Origin of the sequence: Staphylococcus sp. TE8, from assembly GCF_000692055.1 — a bacterium.
Lineage (GTDB): Bacteria > Bacillota > Bacilli > Staphylococcales > Staphylococcaceae > Staphylococcus > Staphylococcus capitis.
The window spans coordinates 732,251-755,156 of sequence record NZ_JMGB01000002.1; the positions used below are offsets into that span (position 1 = coordinate 732,251).

Sequence of the window (22,906 nt, forward strand, 5' to 3'; positions counted from 1 at the left end):
TACACCTCTTATTTCAATCCATCTTTGTTATTTTCGAAATTACTGTTCTACTGTGTGTACTCTAATTGTACCTTCAACTTCTTTATCTAATTTAACTGGCACATTTGTATAACCTAACGCGTGGATACCATGTGGTAAGTCCATTTTGCGTTTATCAATTTTAATATCATGTTGTTTATTTAATGCTTCGGCAATTTGTTTAGTACTGATTGAACCAAACAATTTACCGCCTTCACCTGTTTTAGCTGATACTTCAACTTCGATGTTTTCTAATTTTTCTTTAAGTGCTTTCGCATCATCGATTTCTTGTTGTCTGTCTGCTTCAGCACGTTTATTTTGTTGTTCTAATTGTTTTAAGTTACCAGGAGTTGCTTCTACAGCATAGTTGTTTTTAAGTAAGAAGTTGTTTGCGTAACCTACTGGTACGTCTTTTACTTCGCCTTTTTTACCTTTACCTTTAACATCTTGTTTGAAAATTACTTTCATGCATCTTCACTCCTACTCATTTGTTCTGTAATTGCTTGCTGTAATTGTTCTATAGCATCTTCTATAGTGACACCTTTAATTTGTGTGGCAGCATTTGTAAGGTGTCCACCACCACCTAATGCTTCCATCGTTAATTGAACGTTGATAGAACCTAGTGAACGTGCAGAGATACCGATGAGGTTATCTTCACGTTTAGCCACAACATAAGATGCCTCGATACCCTCTAAACTTAACAACTCGTCGGCTGCTTGTGCAACCGTAACAGGATGGTAGATTTTATCATTTGAACCATGAGCGATTGCTACGCCATGATCTTGTAATTGAACCGTTCTAATAAGTTCTGAACGATTAATATAAGTATCTACATCATCTTTTAAGAAGTGTTGCGTTAAGATTGTATCTGCACCATGCGCACGTAAATAACTTGCAGCATCAAATGTTCTTGAACCTGTTCTTAATGTGAAGTTTCTAGTATCTACTATAATACCTGCATACATGACTGTTGATTCTAAACGTGTCAATCTTTGTTCAGTTGGTTGATATTCTAATAATTCAGTAACAAGCTCTGCAGTTGAACTTGCATATGGCTCCATATATACCAATAGTGGGTTTGAAATAAAGCTTTCGCCACGTCTGTGGTGGTCAATAACGACTTTACGGTTTGCTTTATTTAAGACATTTTCATCTAAGACCATTTCAGGCTTGTGCGTATCCACGACAACGACTGTCGTCTTAGACGTCATCATATCCCAAGCTTCATCTGAAGTGACAAAGCGTTCTTTTAATTCTGGTTTCTTATCAATTTCGTCCATGACACGACGTAAAGTCGGATCAATATCTGAATCATTGAGAACGACAAAGGCTTCTAAATTATTCATTAATGCAAAACGTGAGACACCAATCGCTGCACCAATTGCATCTAAATCAGGGCGTTTATGTCCCATAATAATTACCTTGTCGCCTTCAGTTAAGATGTCTTTAAGTGCGTGAGAAATTACTCGGGCACGTACACGCGTACGTTTCTCCATAGGGTCAGTCTTACCACCGTAGAAGCGAACGTTACCATTCATATTTTTAATGGCAACTTGGTCGCCTCCTCGACCGAGTGCTAAGTCTAAACCAGATTGAGATAAATCCCCTAGGTCAATAAGGTTCTCTGTACCTTCACCGACACCGATACTTAAAGTGAGTTGTGCACGGTAACCAACACTTTTCTCTCTCAACTGACTTAAAATTTCAAAGTTTGAATCTTCAAGTTCTGCTAATATCTTTTGGTTAAGATATGCAACGAATTGATCAGAATTATAACGTTTGAAATAAATATTGTATTCTTGTGCCCATCTGCTAATGACACGTGTAACCATTGAGTTGATTTCTGAACGTTGTGTATCGTTCATATTCTGCGTAATCTCGTCATAGTTGTCTAAGAACAACGTTGCGATAATTGGCTTTGAATCTTCATACAACTCGTTGGTATGTACGCTTTCTGTGATATCAAAGAAATATAAACAATGTTCATTCTCTGAATATCGCACATGGTAATGATAATTGTTATGTTCAATTTCTACTTCTTGTACTTTTTCTAATTGTTTCAATATGTTAGGAAAGACTTCGTTTACATTTTCAGAAATCACATTAGTTTCAACGTGTTCTGTCATGAATTGGTTCATCCATTCAATGTGGTTATCTTCATCTAACACAATCATCCCAATCGGCAAATGTTTGATTGCTTTATTGCTACTTGCCGAGATGTGACCACTTAAATCATCCACATAATTATCCATTTTAAGAAAAGCTTGTCTCAATAACACGCCACTAATGATAATCATCACGACGAGGATTGCTGCTGCAATGCCAGCGACGATTTGGTTGAAAATAAACCATACGATGACTAATGCAATGGCTGTGAGTACCATTAGTATAAATGGTATGAGCAATGCTTTTTTAGTGGATTGACGGTTCATTCTTCCACCTCTAATCACTTAGTTAATAATCATTTTTTAATAATTCGTTTTAAATTAATACATAAATCAATAACTCCAAGTAAACCAACGATATGTGTCATCGGTGTAAGTAGTGTCCCCACTACCATTAATAAAATCGTTACAGCATTCGGCCATCTCTTAGCTTTACCGAAGAAATGTATAACGCTTAAACCTTGGATATACATCACTAATGATAACACAACCTCAAAGTTCAAGACGATACTTTGGAATATACTTGGTTGGTTCGCAAACATTACACAAATAAGAACTATAAGATAAATCCATAATAGTACACGATTCATTTGCCATGCGAATAATGGCTTAAAGATCGGAGTTGCGACCTTAAACTTACGTAAGATAGGAAATGTAATAATCAGATTAATTAAGATTAAAAGGAAAATGACTATAATAAGATAACTAGGGAGTTGGACCGTTGATTGTCGGAAACCTTCCTCAAGAATCTGTCTATAGTTAGAATCTAATCCACTTGTTAAGATGGCATCATGCATCGCATCTTTAAATGGCTTAATTAATACGGCTGCTTTTGGAATTTTTTCGAATGTTTGTAATAACATGAATCCAATCAATGTTATTAAACTTAATGAAGCCGTCGAAACATAAAGAATTCTTTCTTTTGAAGTTCTTTCCTTAAGTAATTGACCAATGATAAAACTTAAAATTAAGATAAGTACCATCATACTTAAGACAAATGTATTACCTAATAACGTTGTTAGAATCACTGTTACTAAAGCGCTAATTCCAAATGATTGTACAGAGCGGTTCCATAGCACGATGCCAGGAATCGTTGCAAATAAACATAAAATTAAGCCGAGAATAGGTAATACATGTGTTACTAAAGCGACTATCAGTAATGAAATAGTTGCAATAATAGTTGCTTTAGGTTGTATTTTTGAAAACACACACGCCACTCCCATACTTTTTGACTATAACTTCTATTTTAACCTCTTTGCCCAAAATTAACAATTATAGGTGCTTCATTTGAGGAGTATCAAATGTTAGCACCTATTATGCAATCGCATTAGCGATTGTAATCCTTTAAAACACTAGTGACTTCGTCATTAATTAGTAGCACTTATGCTAAAGACATACTTACTTTGCTTAGCCAAAGTTTAGTATGTCTAAATATAGCTGTGTTTATTTCCTTTTAAATTGTTTTAAGTTCAAGAAATGGTAGAGGTTTGGAGCCCAATCGTTAAAGTTTAGAAGGAAGCCGTCATGTCCTACATTATCTGGCACAAAGAAATGGCGATGATATTTAAATCTCTCTCCGACTGCTCTTACTTGATCATCTGGATAAAGTAAATCATCTATAAACCCCATCGTTAGAACTTTTGTATCTAATGATTGATAGACTTCATCAACATCATCTCGTCCTCTATCAATATTGTGACTATCTAAGACGTCGAGCAGTGTTAAATAACATTGTAAATCAAAGTTTTTCTTGAATTTATTTCCTTGATATTGTTGATACGTTACAACTTCATCTGGTGTAAATCGTTGGTCATAACTTTTAGAGGAGCGGTATGTTAAGAAGCCAAGTTGTCGAGCAATACTTAAGCCTTCCTTCCCACCAAGATGAATTGCTTGTCGGGCGATCTCGTTGAAAGCACGACTGTACGATGACGTTTTACCAGTTGCTGCGAGAATAATGGCTTTGTCGATTTGAAATTGATTATTATACAGCAATTCCATTGCTTGCATACCACCTAGACTTGCTCCAATTAGGATGTTTATCTTATCGAAGTCTAGTGCTTTTATTCTTTTTTCAATCGCCTTAACAATATCTCGTAATGTAAGATGCTGTGGAAAATTAGGGTCATTAAGTTTGGAACTTGAACCAAAGGGACTACCAATGACGTTGAAAGTTAGAAATTGATAATCATGACGTGGAATATAACCACCATCTATAATTTCACGCCACCATCCATGTTTCTCGTCTGTTCCATAAGTTAAGTGATTACCTGTTAATGCGTGACAAACAACAACTAATGGTTGACCTTTGTATCCAACGTGTTCATAGCGTAATTTTAAATTATTAATGGTTTCTCCTGATTCAGTTGTAAATGTCCCCAATTCTAACGTATCTACTCTGTAATTCGTCATCGTTAACGCTACCTCCTCTTACAAAAAAGCTTCCTACTCAAATGAAAAAGTAGGAAGCTGGTCAGTACTTATCATTCGAGATTCTCGTTGGTTGTAGCACCGTGCTATCATTAGTCGGTTGCTGAAGCATCGTCGGGCCAATTCCCTCAGCTTCTCGAAATAAGATTTGTTGAATTGATTTGTATATTGATGTTGATTAAATTTCAATCTTAAATAGTCTGAATTTTCTAATTAATATAATATTAACTAAAATGGTTTATGACTTCAACACTTTGCTGTCATTTTCAGGAGTTAAAAAATTAAACGTAAACAAGCGATAGTAATAATACCTCCAATTATTGTGATAGTAAGGCTACGTGTGAAAATGGCAAGGAGTACTGTTGGTATAATCGCAATAATATATGACAAATTGAGCGTATATCCAAAGGTGTTATCGTGTTGTTGTATGACGCCATCAATGACAAGTGCGGTAAATAATGTGATAGGAATAAATGAAAGCCATTTAACGACAATTTCAGGTAAATGAACTCTAGATATCATCATAAAGGGAATAATTCGAACGAGTAACGTTACAATTCCACATAAAATAATAAGTATCAGTGTGTGTAAATCTGTTGTCATTTATCCATCACCACCCCTAAGGCTGCAGCGAATGTTGCGGCTATTAATATTGCTACATATGAAGGCATCACTAAACTTAAAAGAAGCATCATTGTGATTACACAGATAATTAATATGATATATATACGAAATCTTGATTTCTTCACTGACTCAAATTGAGATATACCTAAGAATATGAACATTGCAGTAATCGCATAGTCTAATCCAAGTGCATTAGGATTAGAAATATATTTACCGAAAAGGGCGCCGGCCACACACGAAATAGTCCAAAATAAATACGCAGTGATATTAAGACCATGAAGCCAACGATCATTAATCTTTTCACCTTTAATATATGGCGTAATGGCAACTCCAAAGGTCTCATCGGTTAATAATGTACCGAGACCTACCCTATTCCATAAACCATATTGTTTATAATTCGGCGCCAAAGTCATACTTAATAGAAACATACGAGAGTTAACGATAAGTGTGGTAAGAACGATAGCAGATATTGGAGTACCTGTAATCGCTAAAGCACATACAATAAATTGTGCGGCACCGGCGTAAATAATGAGACATAATAAAATAATTTCTAAGATACTAAAGTTTTGAGAGGCTGCTACGATACCAAATGATAAACCCACTCCTGCATATCCAAATAAAGTAGGAATACATTCTTTTACCCCTTGCTTAAATGAAAGATGGGTCATTTGATCAGCCTCCATTCCACTTTCTAAAATAGTAAAATAAGTCTATTATATTTGGGAAAGTTGTTCAATATTTTTAGACTTCGGTTTGTGTGACGTAAGACAAACCTAATAGTCAAATCGTTGTAACTACAACGATTATAAAATTTCAGAATTTTGTTTCTTCTTTTAGACATCCCTCTTATTTTTGAAGATTTGAAGTTGAATTATTTCTCTTCCCCTACCCTGTTCAACAAAAAAACTGTCGACAAAATCGTTAAGATCTTATCGACAGTTCAAATAATTAATTGAGTCATTCATCGTTGTATTGTAGTAATTATTTAGCCTATTCTAAGTTATTATTTTGTAGGTTTAGAAATTTTAGTTTTTCCACCCATGAATGGAACTAATGCTTCAGGAATTGTGATTGTACCGTCTTCATTTTGATAATTTTCAACGATAGCTGCAAATGTACGACCTACGGCTAAACCACTACCATTTAATGTATGAGCTAATTCTGGTTTAGCTGAGTTATCACGTTTAAAGCGAATGTTAGCACGACGTGCTTGGAAATCAGTACAGTTTGAGCAAGAACTAATTTCTTTATAATCATTGTAGCTTGGTAACCATACCTCTAGGTCATATGTTTTACTAGCGCTGAAGCCAATGTCGCCTGTACATAAGATAACTCGACGATATGGTAATCCTAATTCTTCTAAAATTGATTCAGCATTTTTAGTCATATCTTCTAAAGCATCCCAAGAATCTTCAGGTTTTTCGATACGAACCATTTCAACTTTATCGAATTGGTGTAAACGAATTAATCCTCTTGTATCTCTACCAGCTGAACCCGCTTCACTACGGAAACATGCCGTTTGCCCAGTGAATTTTTCAGGTAACACTCCTGGTTGAATGATTTCGTCTCTGTAGAAGTTTGTTAAAGGCACTTCTGCTGTTGGAATTGTGTATAGGCCTTCTTTTTCAACTTTAAATAAATCTTCTTCGAATTTAGGAAGTTGACCTGTACCAAACATAGTATCTGCATTCACTAATTGAGGTGTCATCATTTCTGTGTAACCATGTTGAGTTGTATGTTTCGTAATCATGTAGTTCATTAATGCACGTTCTAATAATGCTCCATCTTTAGTTAAGTAAACGAAACGCGCACCAGATACTTTAGCAGCACGTTCGAAGTCTGCCATTTTTAATTCTTCAACTAAATCCCAGTGTGCTTTTGGTTCGAAATCGAATTCACGTGGTGTACCCCATTTTTTCAATTCAACGTTTTCTTCATCTGAATCCCCTTGAGGTACATCGTCGTTAATTAAATTTGGAATACGGATTAAAATGTCTCTTACTTTATTATCAACTTCATTTAATTTAGCATCGTTTTCTTTAATTTCATCACCTAAGTTACGCATTTCTGCAATAACGTCATCAGCATCTTCTTTATTACGTTTCTTCTGAGCGATTTCTTCACTGACTTTATTACGTCTTGCTTTCATTTCTTCAGTTTTACTGATTAATTGACGTCGTTGTTCATCTAATTCTAAAACTTCGTCAACGACCTTAGGATCGTCTCCTCTTAATTCAATTTTGCTCTTAACTTTTTCTGGTTCATTTCTAAATAAACGAATATCTAACATGTAACCTTCATCCTTTCCCAAATAAAATATAGATTTATTGGGGGCACGTATGTATAAAATCATAAAAAAAGACCACATCCCAGACAAGGGACGTGGTCTACGCGTTGCCACCCTATTTAACAATTTAAAATAAACGTTGAATCACTTATTTTAAACTGCACTTAACTAAAATAACGGTTATTACCGATTGCTCTCATAAAGTAGGTAGATTCACATCAAAGTCGATTACTTGTTCTCACTAACCACAAGTTCTCTGAAATCGTCCGGTTAATGCTACTTAGCCTACGAACAATGTTTTATTAAGTTATTTTTAATATAGCAAAGTCTTTTTAACTTTTCAAGTAAATGTAAATGTGTGTAAACTACCTCGTATTTATGCTCTGTGATAAGCATCATCTTTTAGATACTGTGCTACCGCTTCGATATCTTTGTGGAATTGTCGATCTTGATTGATTGAAGGCACGATTTTACGATATTCTTCATATTTCTCACGTGTTTTAGGAGATAATTTATCTACACCTTTTAATTCCACAGCTTGCAATGCAATGACACATTCAATCGAAATCACACGACGTGTATTCTCAATCATTTGGTAACCATGTCTTGAAGCGATTGTGCCCATTGATACATGATCTTCTTGGTTTGCTGAAGATGGAATTGAATCTACACTCGCTGGATGTGCGAGGGTTTTATTTTCAGAGACAAGGCTTGCAGCAGCATATTGCATAATCATAGCGCCACTTTGTAACCCTGGCTCAGGACTTAAAAATGCAGGTAAATCTCCATTTAATTGAGGATTAATCAAACGTTCTAGACGTCGCTCTGCAACGTTGGCTAATTCACTCACGCCTAATTTTAGATGGTCTAATGCAAGTGCGACTGGTTGACCGTGGAAGTTACCACCTGAAATCACTAATGTTTCATCATCCTCATCGAAGATAAGAGGATTATCATTAGCTGCATTCATCTCAAATTCTAATTTTTCTCTTACATAATTGAACACTTGGAAACTTGCACCATGGATTTGAGGAATACAACGTAAACTATAAGCGTCCTGCACTCGTAATTCAGCTTGGCGTGTCGTAAGCTGTGAATCTTCAAGCCAGTTAAGCATGCGTGCTGCCACATCTACTTGTTCTTTAATATTCCGGACTTTGTGCACGTTATGATTATACGCATCTGTAATACCATTTAAAGCTTGATGCGTGAGTGAAGCAATCCATTCCACTTGATAACCTAAATCCTCCGCTTCAATGAAATTAATCACACCTTGAGCTGTCATTGCTTGTGTCCCATTGATAAGTGCCAAGCCTTCTTTAGCTTGTAGTTTTAACGGTTCACGACCTAACTCATTAAGGACGTAGCGACTGTCGACTTGTTCATTGTTATAATAAACGTCACCCTCACCAATGAGTGCAAGTGCAAGATGTGATAGAGGCGCTAAATCCCCTGATGCCCCTAATGAACCTTGTTGCGGAATCACTGGAATAATACGTTCGTTAATGAAGAATTTTAATTGTTCAACTAACTCAAGTGTTGCACCTGAGTGCCCCTTCAATAATGTATTTAAGCGCAACACCATCATGACTAATGCCACTTCTTCTGAAAATGGTTTCCCGATACCACATGCATGTGAACGAATGAGATTGACTTGTAATTCGTTATATTGACCTGGATCGATTAAAACATCACTAAATAGACCGAAGCCAGTTGTGATACCATAGATTGTTTCTTTATTCTGTATGATACGTTCAACGACTTGGCGACTTTTCGTCACTCGTTCAATGGCATCCTCTGAAATATCAATTTGTAAGTCTTGGCTTAAAAACGTCTTAATTTCCTTAATAGTCAAAGCCTCTCCATCTAAAATTAATGTCATATAAACAACCCCTTTGTTTAAATTTTAACCCCATTACAGGAAAGTATACGTTTTCATTTTTATATTAACAACACTTTTTGCACTTTTTATAATGCATTATCAATGTAATAATTTAACAGGTTAAAGAAATAGGAATATTATTATTTATTATTTTAATAAGGTAGATGGAAATGGTATTTTTGATATTTTGTGAGTATAGAGGTATTCATTATTAAATTTCTAAAATAGCTATTGACTAAAGAGTATTACAGGTATAGTATTTTCTATTGTATTTAAAAGAGATTGGGCAATTTTAAAGGACTTTAATTTCTAAAAAAATGGATGTACACAACAATTTATAAAGTGAAATTTAAGACAGTCGGATGTCTTGTGTACGAGATGCGAGAAGTGAGTTTTTTAACGGAGGTTATGTCATTATGGAAACGTTAGATACAGTTAACATTCCTATAAGAAAAGATGAAACGCATAAAGGCGATTATGGTAAGATTTTATTAATTGGTGGTTCTGCCAATATGGGTGGCGCAATTATGCTTGCTGCGCGCGCATGCGTCTATAGTGGTAGTGGATTAATTACAGTCGCAACACATCCTAATAATCATGCAGCATTACATTCACGTTGCCCAGAAGCAATGGTAATTGATATCAATGATACGAAGATGCTAACTAAAATGATCGAAGCTACCGATAGTATCTTAATCGGGCCTGGATTAGGTGTGGACTTTAAAGGTAATAATGCGATTACGTTTTTACTACAAAATATTCAACCACACCAAAATCTTATTGTAGATGGAGATGCAATTACTATATTTAGTAAATTGAAACCTCAAATTCCTACATGTCGTGTGATTTTCACTCCTCATCAAAAAGAATGGGAACGTTTAAGTGGCATTCCTATCGAAGAACAAACATATGAACGTAATCGTGAAGCTGTTAATAACTTAGGTGCTACAGTTGTATTAAAACAACATGGTACTGAAATTTACTTTAAAGATGATGCTTACAAATTATCTATCGGTACACCTGCAATGGCTACTGGTGGTATGGGAGATACACTTGCTGGTATGATTACAAGCTTCGTTGGTCAATTTGATAGTCTTAAAGATGCTGTTACAAGTGCGACTTACACACATAGTTACATTGGAGAGAAATTATCTGAGTCTATGTATGTCGTACCACCTTCTCGTTTAATCAGTGAAATTCCTTATGTTATGAAACAATTAGAAGGTTAAGTTATAGAAACGTTATATATTAAATTTTATTTACGATGCACACCTCAATGGCGTTCACTTATTGTGAATACCTATTGCTGGTGTGCTTTTTTTATAATAAAAAAGACCACCCTGCTTGAGGGTAGTCTAAAAATTAACAGGTTCTCACTATATAGCGAGAACCTGCTTTAATATCTATTATTCGTTGTCATCATCGTCGTCTGAAGCACTTTCAATATCTTCATTTACACGATCCATAAAGTCTTGTCGAACATCGATTCTATCATCATTAGCGTTATCATCTGTTTCTTCATTAGTTACATCTTCGGCTTCTTCTGTATGAATAGCATTACCAGGTGTTTGGTCATCAATAACTTCTTCAGTTGCTGTCTCGCTCGCATCAGTATCATCTGAGTCTGCTTGATTATCTTCTTCCTCTTTAACTTTAGCTACTGTTGAAACAAATTGGCCTTCGCCTAATCTCATTAGACGTACACCTTGTGCAGCACGACCATTTTGAGAGATATCTTCCACATCTAAGCGAATAATCACACCTGCATTGGTAACAACCATTAAGTCTTCTTCACCAGTAACTGTTGTGATACAAACGATATTACCGTTACGTTCAGTAATTGTTGCTGTTTTAATACCTTTACCACCACGATTAGATAATCGGTATTCATCTACTGGCGTACGTTTACCGTAGCCATTTTCAGTAACAACTAGAACTTCATCTTCACTTTCTGCGTGAGCCACGTCTAAACCTACAACCACGTCGCCCTCACGTAGTGTGATACCTTTCACACCTGCTGCTGTACGACCTAAAGGACGTAAGGCAGATTCAGGGAAGCGAATAAGTGATGCGTGCGATGTACCGATAAGTATATCTTCATTACCAGTTGTTAAGCGTACGGCTATCAGTTCATCGTCTTCTTTGAAGCCTATTGCGATTTTACCGTTCTTATTAATACGTGAGAAATTGCTTAACGCTGAACGTTTAACAATACCTCGTTTCGTAGCAAATACAAGGTAATGTTCTTCACTTTCAAGATCTTTAACCGCAATCATCGTACTTATCGTTTCGTCATTCTCAAGTTCTATCGCGTTAACGACTGGGATCCCTTTAGATTGACGAGACAGCTCAGGAACTTCATAACCTTTAAGTTTATATACACGACCTTTATTCGTGAAGAAGAGCACGTTATCGTGTGTACTTAAAGTAACTAACTGACTCACGAAATCTTCTTCAAGTGTGTTCATACCTTGTACACCACGTCCGCCACGGTTTTGTGAACGATATGTAGAAACAGGTAATCGTTTAATGTAATTATTATGACTTAAAGTAATTACAATTTGTTCTTCTGGGATTAAATCTTCATCTTCAATATCGTCTAATCCACCTAATTGAATTTCAGTACGACGTTCATCTCCAAATCGTTCTTTGATTTCAGAGAGTTCATCACGAACCAATTGTAATAATACTTCTTCATCAGCTAGAATTTCTTCTAATTCTTTAATGTATTCAAGTAATTCATTATATTCAGATTCAATCTTATCGCGTTCTAAACCTGTTAAACGTCTTAAACGCATATCCAAGATAGCTTGTGCTTGACGTTCGGATAGCTTAAAGCGTTCTTGTAAGCTTTCCATCGCGATTTTATCTGTTTCTGATTCACGAATTGTCGTGATAATTTCATCAATATGATCTAGAGCTATTCTTAAACCTTCTAGAATATGCGCACGGTCTTTAGCTTTTCTTAAATTGTACTCAGTGCGTCGTCTTACAACTGTTTTTTGATGCTCTAAGTAGTGAATTAATGCTTCTTTTAAGTTAATTAACTTAGGTCTGCCATTAACTAAAGCAATCATATTTACACCGAATGATGTTTGTAACGGTGTTTGTTTGTATAAGTTGTTAAGAATAACGCTTGCATTCGCATCTTTACGTACGTCAATAACGATTCTAACACCTGTACGTAAACTTGTTTCATCTCGTAAGTCGGTAATACCATCGATTTTTTTATCTCTGACAAGTTCAGCAATTTTCTCAATCATACGTGCTTTATTAACTTGGAATGGTATTTCAGTCACTACGATACGTTGACGTCCACCACCGCGTTCTTCAATCTCTGCACGTGAACGCATTTGGATAGAACCACGACCTGTTTCATATGCACGACGGATACCACTTTTTCCTAAAATAAGACCTGCAGTTGGAAAGTCAGGACCTTGAATATCTTCCATCAATTCATTGATCGTGATATCAGGATTCTTACTTAAACTTAATACACCATCAATGACTTCTGTTAAATTGTGAGGAGGAATATTAGTAGCCATACCTACGGCAATCCCTGCAGCACCGTTAACTAAAAGGTTTGGGAAACGTGCAGGTAAGACTGACGGCTCTCTTTCATTACCATCATAGTTGTCGATAAAATCAATTGTATCTTTGTTGATATCACGTAAAAGTTCTAATGTAATCTTAGTCATACGTGCTTCGGTATAACGCATTGCTGCTGCGCCATCACCATCCATTGAACCAAAGTTACCTTGACCATCTACAAGAGGATAACGGTAACTGAAGTCTTGTGCCATTCTTACCATGGCTTCGTAAATTGAAGAGTCACCATGTGGGTGATATTTACCCATAACGTCCCCAACAATACGTGCAGATTTCTTATATGGTTTATCTGGTGTCATACCTTGTTCATTCAGACCATATAATATACGACGGTGCACTGGCTTTAAACCATCTCTAACATCAGGTAATGCACGTGACACGATAACACTCATGGCATAGTCTAAGAATGATTCACGCATTTCACTGGTTATATTTCGTTCATTAATTCTTGATTGAGGTAATTCAGCCATCAAGATATCCTCCTTCAAAAGTTCAATTCATAATGCTTAGAAATCTAAGTTGGCGTAAACTGCATTATCTTCTATAAATTGTCTACGATTTTCAACAACATCACCCATTAACATTTCAAATGTTTGGTCTGCATCAATTGCATCTTCAAGTCTTACTTGCAACATTGAACGATGTTCTGGATTCATAGTCGTTTCCCATAATTGGTCTGCATTCATCTCACCAAGACCTTTGTAACGAGAGATTGACCATTTAGGAGTAGGGTTTAATTCAGCTTTAAGCTTGTCTAACTCTCTATCGTTAAATACATAATACTTTTGTTTACCTTGCGTTAATTTGTATAAAGGTGGCTGTGCAATATAAACATAGCCCGCTTCAATTAACGGTCTCATAAAGCGATAGAAGAATGTGAGTAATAGCGTTCTGATATGCGCACCATCAACGTCCGCATCAGTCATGATTACGATTTTATGATAGCGTGCTTTTGAAATATCAAATTCTCCACCAATACCTGTACCAAAAGCAGTGATCATTTGGCGAATTTCATTGTTATTTAGGATACGGTCTAAACGTGCTTTTTCCACATTCAGAATTTTACCTCTTAACGGTAAAATCGCTTGAGTTCTTGAATCACGACCTGATTTTGTAGACCCCCCGGCAGAGTCACCCTCTACTAAGAAAATCTCACTCTCTTCAGGATTTTTACTAGAACAATCTGCTAATTTACCAGGTAAACTTGATACATCTAATGCTGATTTACGACGTGTAACCTCACGTGCTTTTTTAGCTGCTACTCGTGCTCTAGACGCCATGATACCTTTTTCAACGATAATTCGACCTACGGCAGGATGCTCGAATAAGAAACGCTCGAAGTATTCAGCGAATAATTTATCCACTACTTGACGTACTTCAGAGTTACCTAATTTCGTTTTAGTTTGTCCTTCGAATTGAGGATCGCCGTGTTTGATTGAAATAATAGCTGTTAGACCTTCACGTGTATCCTCACCTGAAAGTTTATCTTTGTCTTCTTTAATAATCTTACTTTGAATACCGTAACTATTAAGAATACGTGTTAACGCACGTTTGAAGCCATCTTCGTGCGTACCACCTTCGTACGTATGAATGTTATTGGCATATGTTAATAAGTTAGTCGCATATCCACTGTTATATTGAAGAGCGATTTCAACCTCAATATCATCTTTTGTTTGATGTATGTAGATAGGTTCTTCATGAAGTGGCTCTTTATTTTCATTTAATAATTCTACGTAAGATTTAATACCGCCTTCATAGTGATAAGAATCCTCACGGCCTTCCTCTTCACGCTCATCTCTTAACGTAATTTGGATACCTTTGTTTAAGAAAGCAAGTTCGCGTATACGTTGTTGTAATGTTTCATAATTATACACAGTTGTCTCTGTAAAAATTTCGCCATCAGCTTTAAAACGAATTGCCGTACCTGTTTGATCTGTTTCACCGATTTCTTTTAAGTCAAATTGAGGTACACCTTTTTTATACGCTTGGTGGTAAATAGTATCATTTCTGTACACATATACTTCTAAGTCTTGGGAAAGCGCGTTAACTACTGATGAACCAACACCATGAAGCCCACCTGATACTTTATATCCGCCACCGCCGAATTTACCTCCAGCATGTAATACCGTTAAGATAACTTCGACAGCAGGACGTCCCATTTTCTCCTGAATATCAACTGGAATTCCACGGCCATTGTCAGTAACTTTTATCCAATTGTCTTTCTCAATTACGACTTCTATTTGATTAGCATAACCTGCTAATGCTTCGTCAATACTATTATCAACAATTTCCCATACTAAATGGTGCAAGCCTCTTTCAGAAGTTGAACCAATATACATACCTGGTCTTTTACGCACCGCTTCAAGACCTTCTAATACTTGTATCTGTCCAGCACCATAATTATCTGTGTTGTTTACATCTGACAATGTATTCACCATCACTTTCTTATTACTTTAGTAATTCGCCTTGACTTATACGGTATAACTTAGCATTATTCATAATTTCATGGTCTATACCGTCAACAGAGGTTGTAGTCACAAATGTCTGTACTTTATGTTGGATTGTACTTAGAAGATGCGTTTGACGTGAATCATCAAGTTCACTGAGTACATCGTCCAGTAATAATATTGGATACTCTCCAACTTCAATGTTCATTAATTCAATCTCTGCCAATTTGATCGACAATGCTGTAGTTCTTTGTTGTCCTTGTGATCCATATGTTTGTGCATCCATGCCATTAACATTGAATCCTAAATCATCTCGATGTGGTCCATAAAGACACACACCTCTTTCTTTCTCTCTTTGAAGGTTATCGTTTAATAATTCGATGACCTCCTCGAGCAATTCTGACTCTTCCTTCTCATAATCACTTAACTTTAAACTTGGTAAATATTTAAGTCCTAACTTCTCACGCTCATTCGTAATCCCTGAATGAATCGGTTGCGCAAGTTCTTCCAGTTCTTTTATAAAATGCTCACGACGTAACGTTACCTTTAAAGCATATTGAGCAAATTGTTGATTTAACACTTCTAACATTGTCGTATCTGTCTTCTGCCCAATTTGTAATTGCTTCAAATAGTTATTCTTTTGTTTAAGAATACGTTGGTATTGAGCTAAATCATTTAAGTAAACGGCTGAAATTTGTCCTAACTCCATGTCTATGAAACGTCGTCGTATCTGTGGTGAACCTTTAACAATATTCAAATCTTCCGGAGCAAATAAAACGACATTCAAGTGTCCCACATATTGAGTCAGTTTACTTTGTTCAAGGTGATTGACTTTAACTTGTTTACCTTTTTTAGTTATAAACATTGTAAGTGGCATTGTGCCATGTCTATAACTCAGCTCACCTTCTATTTTAGCATAGTCAGCTTTAAAACGTATGAGTTCCTTGTCATTCGAAGTACGATGACTTTTAGCTAGCGCTAGCGTATAAATTGATTCAAGTAAATTTGTCTTTCCTTGCGCGTTTTCTCCTATGAGGATATTCACTTCAGGATGACAATCTAATGTAACCTCTTCATAGTTACGATAATTCTCTAATTGGAGTGTATTAAGTTTCATTGTTCACCTTGATGGATGATTAGAAAAGAACCAGTATCTTCAGGTAATTCTGTGATATCAATTCGGTCGTTATGTTCTAATTTCTTCCCACGACGTGTCTCACGTTGGCCGTTTATTAAAACTTCGAAATCTTGGAGGAACCATTTAGCTTGTCCACCAGATTCAATAATGCCTTCAGTTTTAAGAAATTGACCTAAAGTTATGTTTCCTTCTACAACAACTTCTTGAACCAAAATTATCACTCCATTTCTTTATGTGTCATTAATATATTATACCTTTTTTTGCCTTAGATTTCATTTAAAATAAAGAATGAAATCGTTTACTTTGATATATATTTTTATTTTTCAAAATCTGCAATCTACTTGGTAAATTTTTTTAGTTTTAAGAGACATCATATTTTAATTGTGTATGCTTCTCTAATTTAAATTTAAAGGGGTATTTTATTTAATTTTAACAAATAGGAGGTTTACCCTAAAAAATTTATTGATGTTTCTTAAAATGCCTCTCAGTATCTTTAAAATGAATTTAAAGTAACTAAAAAGAGATTGTCTAAGTGACAATCTCTAAACTCATTATAGCATTATTAAATTTTTATGTTTTAATCCATATGGTCTAACTAATAAGTTCTAATTGGTAAAATCAATTGAGTTACTGAATCGTCATCTTTCGGTTTCAAAATAAATGGTTTCATTGTTCCAAAGAATTCTACTTCAACTTCGTCATTATCGATGGCTTTTAAAGCATCCATCATGTATTTAGAGTTGAATGAAATTTTTAAGTTTCCACCTTCAACATCATTTGCAGTTACTTCTTCTTTTACTGTACCAATTTCTGGTGATGTTGAGGATAATTCTACTAACTCATTTCCAGTGCTCAATTTAATAACATTATTTCCACCTTCACGTGCTAAAAGAGATGCACGATCGATAGCGTGATAGAAATCACCGTTATTGATGCCTAACTTAATTTCATAGTTTTCTGGGAATAAACGCGTTGTATCTGGATAATGACCTTCAAGTAAACGAGAGATAAAGTTAACGTTTCCTACTCTAAATAGAACTTGGTTTGATGCAAAGAAGATATCAATATCTTCGTCACTATCACTCATAATTTTATTTAATTCTGATAAAGCTTTACCTGGAATGATGACATTTTTATTTTCAGAAGTATCTTCCAATTGTAACTTTCTTACAGCCAAGCGGTGTGAGTCAGTGGCAGTGCATATTAATTCATTATCTTGTATAAGCCAGTTCACACCAGTTAACACTGGGCGTGTTTCTGAGGTGGACACTGCAAAATTTGTTTGAGCAATGATGTTTTTAAGTACTTTAACTGATAATTGAATTGCGTCATCTCTTGATACTTCAGGTAATAATGGATATTGATCTGGATCTAATCCACTTAAGTTAAATTCTGAATGTCCTGAAGTAATCAATGTTTGGAACTGTTCATTTGTAGATAATTTAACATCTTTACCAGGTAACTTTTTGATGATATCTACGAAGAAACGACCAGGGAGTACTACTGATCCTGTTTCTGAGATTTCAACGATGTCCTCACCGTCAACTTGTTTAGGAATTGTAATTTCAATTGAGATTTCTGAATCTGAACCAGTTAAAATCACTTCATTATCTTTAGCATCAATTTTGATACCAGTTAAAATTGGTAATGTTGTTCTAGGTGAAATTGCTTTTAATGTGTCATTAAGTTGATTAATAAAATAATCTCTTTTAATTGTGAATTCCATCATTAATTTCTAAACTCCTTTCAGTCGTTTATATATAATTATATAGGTTTTAAATTCATAGTAATAGTAGTAGGGACTGTGGATTGGTGGATAAGTCCATAAATGTCCGAAATAGCAAAGTTATGCACATGTGGATAAACTGTGTATGCTGTGTACTACTTTTAAACATTATCCACAATTCTTTGCTTTATCCATTTCTTAACTCTCATATTTTGAGAAAATTATTTACTTCATTTTCATTGTAATTATTCCCGAAATTTATCTTTTTAAATCTGGTTGCTTAGAGTATAAGACTTATCTTGTTATTTCCCGTTACTGATTTCTAATTTCTTTTTCTAAGTTTTCGATTTCTTGTTTAAAAGTAGGATCTGCTTTGATGTCGTTAGCTATCTTTTCATGTGCATGAATGACAGTGGTATGATCTCGTCCACCAAATTCTTCTCCAATTTTTGGTAGTGAGAAATCAGTCAATTCACGGGATAGATACATAGCAATTTGACGCGGATATGCAATAGATTTAGTACGTTTTTTAGCACTGAAATCCTCAATGCGTACACTATAATATTGACCAACGACTTTTTGAATATCTTGAATTGTAATCTTTTTGGATTTAGGTGCTTGAATAATATCTTTTAGAGCTTCAGCAGCTAATTCTGTAGTTATCGGTTTGCCTTGAAGTTTGGAATAAGCTAAAAGTCTAGTGAGTGCACCTTCAAGTTCACGAATATTTGACTGGATTTGATTGGCAATATAATTAAGCGCTTCTGGTGGTATATCAAGGTTTTCTTCTTCAATTTTCTTTTGTAATATCGCCATTCTTGTTTCGTAATCAGGTGGTGTAATGTCAACGATTAATCCCCACTCGAAACGTGAACGTAATCGATCTTCTAATTTAGCAATTTCTTTAGGTGGACGATCACTTGAAATAACTATTTGTTTATTGTTTTGATGTAATTCATTAAATGTATGGAAGAATTCTTCTTGCGTCTGTTCTTTATTTTGAATGAATTGAATATCATCTATAAGTAATACATCGATGTTTCGATACTTCTCACGGAAAGCTTCAGTCTCATTATCACGAATAGATTTGATAAATTCGTTAGTAAATTTCTCACTAGATGTGTAAATCACTTTAGCACTAGGTTGATTACTAAGAACATGATGACCAATCGCATGCATCAAGTGTGTTTTACCTAAACCTACGCCCCCATAAATGAATAATGGGTTATAAGCTTCAGCTGGTGCTTCAGCTACAGCTAAACTTGCAGCATGTGGGAAGCGGTTCCCTGGACCAATAACAAATGTATCGAATGTGTTATGAATATTAAATTGTTCTTTACCACCATCATTATCTTCAATTGTAGATGTTGACGTTTGTGGTTCTTGAGGTTCATTAGATGCACCATTGTTATAGTCGGCGAGTTCATCTTCAGTAATAAATAGCGGTTTCACTTCATAACCAATGACATCATATATAATAGCTTGCATTATTTCAGAGTATTTTTGATTAAGCCAATTCGCATTAAAAGATAGGCTCGTTAAAATAATGGCTTCGTCATTTTTAAGTGAATAGAGTTGAGTATCTTTAATAAACGTATGATAACTGGTATGTGAAATTCTTTCTTGAGCAAGTTCTAAAACTTTGTCCCAAATTTCTTTCTCTGACATAAAAACTCCATCTTTCTTAAAATTTTTGACTTATACACATAAATAACATTAGTGGATAAAAATAATCACAGCATGTTAATAATTATCCACAAGTTAATCACATGTAGTGGATAACTATCACAATACTATGATTTATTCACAGTAATTATGTATAAAAGTTTAATAAATAAATCCTTATAAAATCATTGATTGAACGACTTATCCACATAATTATACTTTTTAACTTAGACAGATGTCAAATGACTGTGAATATGTTCTTAAATTTGGCATAACTATGTGTATGAACTCTATTTTATCCACAGAAATAAGCAATAGTTTTGTGAATAAGTGGATAACTTTATATAATCTTCATTATTTCTTAATAATCGTTTGGGAAATAATTTATAACACATGTATGAAAAATGTATAACTAATATAAAATTCTTGAGCTGCAAGAATCGTAATGATTTAAAACTGAAAATTTAATTGAAAGATATGCTATACATCATAAAATCATCTTGCTTTATAAAAGGGATTTTGTTATATTGTAGTAGTTGCTTGAATTATGACTAGATAATAATGAGCTAAATAAGAAATTTCTTAATAGCAGACACAATAAGAGAGCAATTGCTCAAATGAAGTATGTTAGTACTATAGGCTGCAACATACTTTGATAATTTATCTATGTATATGAGCCAGTTTCAAGGTATGAAATTGGAAATATTAGATAATTGAATACAGATGGAGGTGTTTTGCATGGTAAAACGTACTTATCAACCAAATAAACGTAAACATAGTAAAGTTCATGGTTTCAGAAAACGCATGAGCACTAAAAATGGCCGTAAAGTTTTAGCGCGTCGTCGTCGTAAAGGCCGTAAAGTTTTATCAGCATAAGATCACTGACTCATCAGTGGTCTTTTTTTTCGTTTTAATTAGGAAAAAGGATTCATTTGAAATAAAAACATTCATATAATGGATAATTGAATAAGCGAGTGATGTTATGTGGAAAAAGCATATCGTATAAAGAAAAATTCAGATTTCCAAACTATTTATAAAAAAGGTAAATCTGTAGCGAATAGACAATTTGTGGTTTATACCTATAATAATAAAGAAAATAAACATTTTCGTTTAGGTATAAGTGTTTCTAAGAAATTGGGTAATGCTGTAACTAGAAATAGAATTAAAAGAGCTATTAGAGAAAATTTTAAAGTTCACAAAGAAGATATTATAGCTAAAGATATTGTTGTTATTGCGAGGCATCCATCTAGAGATATGACAACTTTAGAAATTCAAGGTAGTTTAGAACATGTACTAAAAATAGCTAAGGTATTTAATAAAAAGATAAAGTAGGGTAGGGGATATGCTTTAAATAAGACTAACCGAAGTCTTACCTCAGACAAACGTAAGCCTAACTCGGATACTTTAAAAGCACTATGTTAGCTTTTTATAGAGAAACAATTTACAATGTTATAATGAAATTTTACTTGAATAAGGAGGCGAGACTCTTATGGATTTTGATACGATTACTAGTATTTCAACACCTATGGGCGAAGGAGCTATCGGTATTGTCCGTTTATCAGGCCCACAAGCCATTGAAATAGGAGATACACTTTATAAAGGAAAGAAAAAATTATCTGAAGTAGATACACATACGATTAACTACGGTCATATTATTGATCCAGAAACTAATGAAACTGTCGAAGAAGTGATGATATCTGTGCTACGTGCACCAAAAACATTTACTAGAGAAGATATCATTGAAATTAATTGTCACGGCGGTATTTTAACAATTAATCGCATACTGGAATTAACTATGACGTATGGTGCACGTATGGCTGAACCAGGTGAATATACGAAGCGTGCTTTCTTAAATGGTCGTATTGATTTATCTCAAGCAGAGGCAGTTATGGATTTCATACGCTCTAAAACTGATCGCGCCTCTAAAGTAGCAATGAATCAAATTGAAGGTCGTTTAAGTGACCTTATTAAAAAACAACGTCAATCCATATTGGAGATTCTCGCTCAAGTAGAAGTTAATATTGATTACCCTGAATATGATGACGTTGAAGATGCCACAACTGAGTTTTTACTTGAACAGTCTAAGAATATTAAAGAAGAAATTAATCGACTGCTTGAAACAGGTACTCAAGGTAAGATAATGCGTGAAGGATTATCAACCGTTATCGTTGGTCGTCCTAATGTAGGTAAATCTTCAATGTTAAATAATCTTATTCAAGATAATAAAGCGATCGTTACTGAAGTAGCTGGTACGACTAGAGACGTTTTAGAAGAATATGTCAATGTACGAGGGGTACCATTACGATTAGTTGATACAGCAGGTATACGTGATACAGAAGATATTGTAGAAAAGATTGGTGTCGAACGTTCACGTAAAGCATTAAGTGAAGCGGATCTAATCTTATTTGTTCTTAACAATAATGAACCTCTAACAGAAGACGATCAAACATTGTATGAAGTTGTGAAGAACGAAGACGTTATTGTAATTATTAATAAAACAGATTTAGAACCACGTTTAGATATAAATGAAGTTAAAGAAATGATTGGTGACATGCCATTAATCCAAACTTCTATGTTAAAACAAGAAGGTATAGATGAATTAGAAATTCAAATTAGAGATTTATTCTTCGGTGGAGAAGTTCAAAATCAGGATATGACATATGTATCTAACTCACGTCATATTTCTTTATTAAAACAAGCTAGACATTCAATTCAAGATGCGATAGATGCTGCTGAATCTGGTGTGCCTATGGATATGGTTCAAATTGATTTAACGCGTACTTGGGAAATACTTGGTGAAATCATTGGAGAATCAGCGAGCGATGAGTTAATTGATCAACTGTTTAGTCAATTCTGTTTAGGTAAATAATGATATTTAATATTTAAGGAATAAGACGGTAGGGTGTCTTCATTTT

General features: G+C 34.7%; 18 protein-coding genes, 1 riboswitch and 1 other annotated feature. Of the genes, 4 read left to right on the forward strand and 14 right to left on the reverse strand.

Features of this window, described 5'->3' with window-relative positions:
* Nucleotides 1-39 precede the first annotated feature (39 nt).
* The 8 genes from rplI to hutH all read right to left on the reverse strand — a co-directional run bounded on the left by rplI (nucleotide 40) and on the right by hutH (nucleotide 9,406).
* Complete coding sequence (rplI, locus tag CM54_RS09745) at nucleotides 40-486, reverse strand: 50S ribosomal protein L9 (protein WP_002434521.1); 447 nt, start codon at nucleotides 484-486, stop codon at nucleotides 40-42.
* Nucleotides 483-2,450 carry a DHH family phosphoesterase gene (locus CM54_RS09750; protein WP_023349981.1) on the reverse strand — a complete coding sequence of 656 codons (1,968 nt, stop codon included), beginning with the start codon at nucleotides 2,448-2,450 and terminating at the stop codon, nucleotides 483-485. Before CM54_RS09750 ends, rplI begins: the two co-directional genes overlap by 4 nt.
* Before the next feature lie 29 nt (nucleotides 2,451-2,479).
* Nucleotides 2,480-3,406: a YybS family protein gene (locus CM54_RS09755; RefSeq protein WP_103157034.1), complete on the reverse strand. Its 927-nt coding sequence runs from the start codon at nucleotides 3,404-3,406 to the stop codon at nucleotides 2,480-2,482.
* A 220-nt stretch (nucleotides 3,407-3,626) separates the two neighbouring features.
* Nucleotides 3,627-4,595, reverse strand: coding sequence for a homoserine O-acetyltransferase MetX (gene metX / locus CM54_RS09760; protein ID WP_037550837.1), 969 nt, complete (start codon nucleotides 4,593-4,595; stop codon nucleotides 3,627-3,629).
* A 65-nt stretch (nucleotides 4,596-4,660) separates the two neighbouring features.
* A riboswitch (SAM riboswitch) is annotated at nucleotides 4,661-4,761 on the reverse strand.
* Between the two features lie 125 nt (nucleotides 4,762-4,886).
* The gene (locus CM54_RS09765) at nucleotides 4,887-5,216 is read right to left on the reverse strand and encodes an AzlD domain-containing protein (RefSeq protein WP_030062311.1); all 330 of its coding nucleotides are present in this window, start codon (nucleotides 5,214-5,216) and stop codon (nucleotides 4,887-4,889) included.
* The gene (locus tag CM54_RS09770) at nucleotides 5,213-5,905 is read right to left on the reverse strand and encodes an AzlC family ABC transporter permease (RefSeq protein WP_002434554.1); all 693 of its coding nucleotides are present in this window, start codon (nucleotides 5,903-5,905) and stop codon (nucleotides 5,213-5,215) included. The genes CM54_RS09765 and CM54_RS09770 overlap by 4 nt, the downstream gene beginning before the upstream one ends.
* 335 nt (nucleotides 5,906-6,240) lie before the next feature.
* Complete coding sequence (serS, locus tag CM54_RS09775; protein ID WP_002434130.1) at nucleotides 6,241-7,527, reverse strand: serine--tRNA ligase; 1,287 nt, start codon at nucleotides 7,525-7,527, stop codon at nucleotides 6,241-6,243.
* 83 nt (nucleotides 7,528-7,610) lie between these two features.
* Nucleotides 7,611-7,824, reverse strand: a binding site (T-box leader).
* 76 nt (nucleotides 7,825-7,900) lie between these two features.
* The gene (gene hutH / locus CM54_RS09780; RefSeq protein ID WP_037550840.1) at nucleotides 7,901-9,406 is read right to left on the reverse strand and encodes a histidine ammonia-lyase; all 1,506 of its coding nucleotides are present in this window, start codon (nucleotides 9,404-9,406) and stop codon (nucleotides 7,901-7,903) included.
* Between the two features lie 416 nt (nucleotides 9,407-9,822).
* Between hutH and CM54_RS09785 the strand changes: the two genes are divergently transcribed.
* Nucleotides 9,823-10,635, forward strand: coding sequence for an NAD(P)H-hydrate dehydratase (locus CM54_RS09785; protein ID WP_016898450.1), 813 nt, complete (start codon nucleotides 9,823-9,825; stop codon nucleotides 10,633-10,635).
* 177 nt (nucleotides 10,636-10,812) lie between these two features.
* On the opposite strand, the gene gyrA is transcribed toward CM54_RS09785, so the two are convergent.
* The 6 genes from gyrA to dnaA all read right to left on the reverse strand — a co-directional run bounded on the left by gyrA (nucleotide 10,813) and on the right by dnaA (nucleotide 19,994).
* Nucleotides 10,813-13,485: a DNA gyrase subunit A gene (gyrA, locus tag CM54_RS09790; protein ID WP_037550842.1), complete on the reverse strand. Its 2,673-nt coding sequence runs from the start codon at nucleotides 13,483-13,485 to the stop codon at nucleotides 10,813-10,815.
* A gap of 36 nt (nucleotides 13,486-13,521) precedes the next feature.
* Nucleotides 13,522-15,453 (reverse strand): DNA topoisomerase (ATP-hydrolyzing) subunit B, encoded by a 1,932-nt coding sequence (gene gyrB, locus CM54_RS09795; protein ID WP_023349973.1) that lies wholly within the window; start codon nucleotides 15,451-15,453, stop codon nucleotides 13,522-13,524.
* Nucleotides 15,454-15,463: 10 nt separating this feature from the next.
* Nucleotides 15,464-16,579 carry a DNA replication/repair protein RecF gene (recF, locus tag CM54_RS09800; RefSeq protein WP_002454367.1) on the reverse strand — a complete coding sequence of 372 codons (1,116 nt, stop codon included), beginning with the start codon at nucleotides 16,577-16,579 and terminating at the stop codon, nucleotides 15,464-15,466.
* Nucleotides 16,576-16,821, reverse strand: a complete 246-nt coding sequence (gene yaaA / locus CM54_RS09805) for a S4 domain-containing protein YaaA (protein WP_002454368.1) — start codon at nucleotides 16,819-16,821, stop codon at nucleotides 16,576-16,578. The genes recF and yaaA overlap by 4 nt, the downstream gene beginning before the upstream one ends.
* Nucleotides 16,822-17,195: 374 nt before the next feature.
* The gene (gene dnaN / locus CM54_RS09810; protein ID WP_002434447.1) at nucleotides 17,196-18,329 is read right to left on the reverse strand and encodes a DNA polymerase III subunit beta; all 1,134 of its coding nucleotides are present in this window, start codon (nucleotides 18,327-18,329) and stop codon (nucleotides 17,196-17,198) included.
* 309 nt (nucleotides 18,330-18,638) lie between these two features.
* Nucleotides 18,639-19,994 carry a chromosomal replication initiator protein DnaA gene (dnaA, locus tag CM54_RS09815; protein ID WP_016898446.1) on the reverse strand — a complete coding sequence of 452 codons (1,356 nt, stop codon included), beginning with the start codon at nucleotides 19,992-19,994 and terminating at the stop codon, nucleotides 18,639-18,641.
* Nucleotides 19,995-20,729: 735 nt separating this feature from the next.
* On the opposite strand from dnaA, the gene rpmH reads away from it, so the two are divergent.
* From rpmH to mnmE, 3 genes are all read left to right on the forward strand, one after another.
* On the forward strand, nucleotides 20,730-20,867 hold the full coding sequence (rpmH, locus tag CM54_RS09820) for a 50S ribosomal protein L34 (RefSeq protein WP_000240855.1): 138 nt from the start codon (nucleotides 20,730-20,732) through the stop codon (nucleotides 20,865-20,867).
* A 108-nt stretch (nucleotides 20,868-20,975) separates the two neighbouring features.
* On the forward strand, nucleotides 20,976-21,323 hold the full coding sequence (rnpA, locus tag CM54_RS09825; RefSeq protein ID WP_030061530.1) for a ribonuclease P protein component: 348 nt from the start codon (nucleotides 20,976-20,978) through the stop codon (nucleotides 21,321-21,323).
* A 157-nt stretch (nucleotides 21,324-21,480) separates the two neighbouring features.
* Nucleotides 21,481-22,860 (forward strand): tRNA uridine-5-carboxymethylaminomethyl(34) synthesis GTPase MnmE, encoded by a 1,380-nt coding sequence (gene mnmE, locus CM54_RS09830; protein WP_030061528.1) that lies wholly within the window; start codon nucleotides 21,481-21,483, stop codon nucleotides 22,858-22,860.
* Nucleotides 22,861-22,906: the final 46 nt, after the last annotated feature.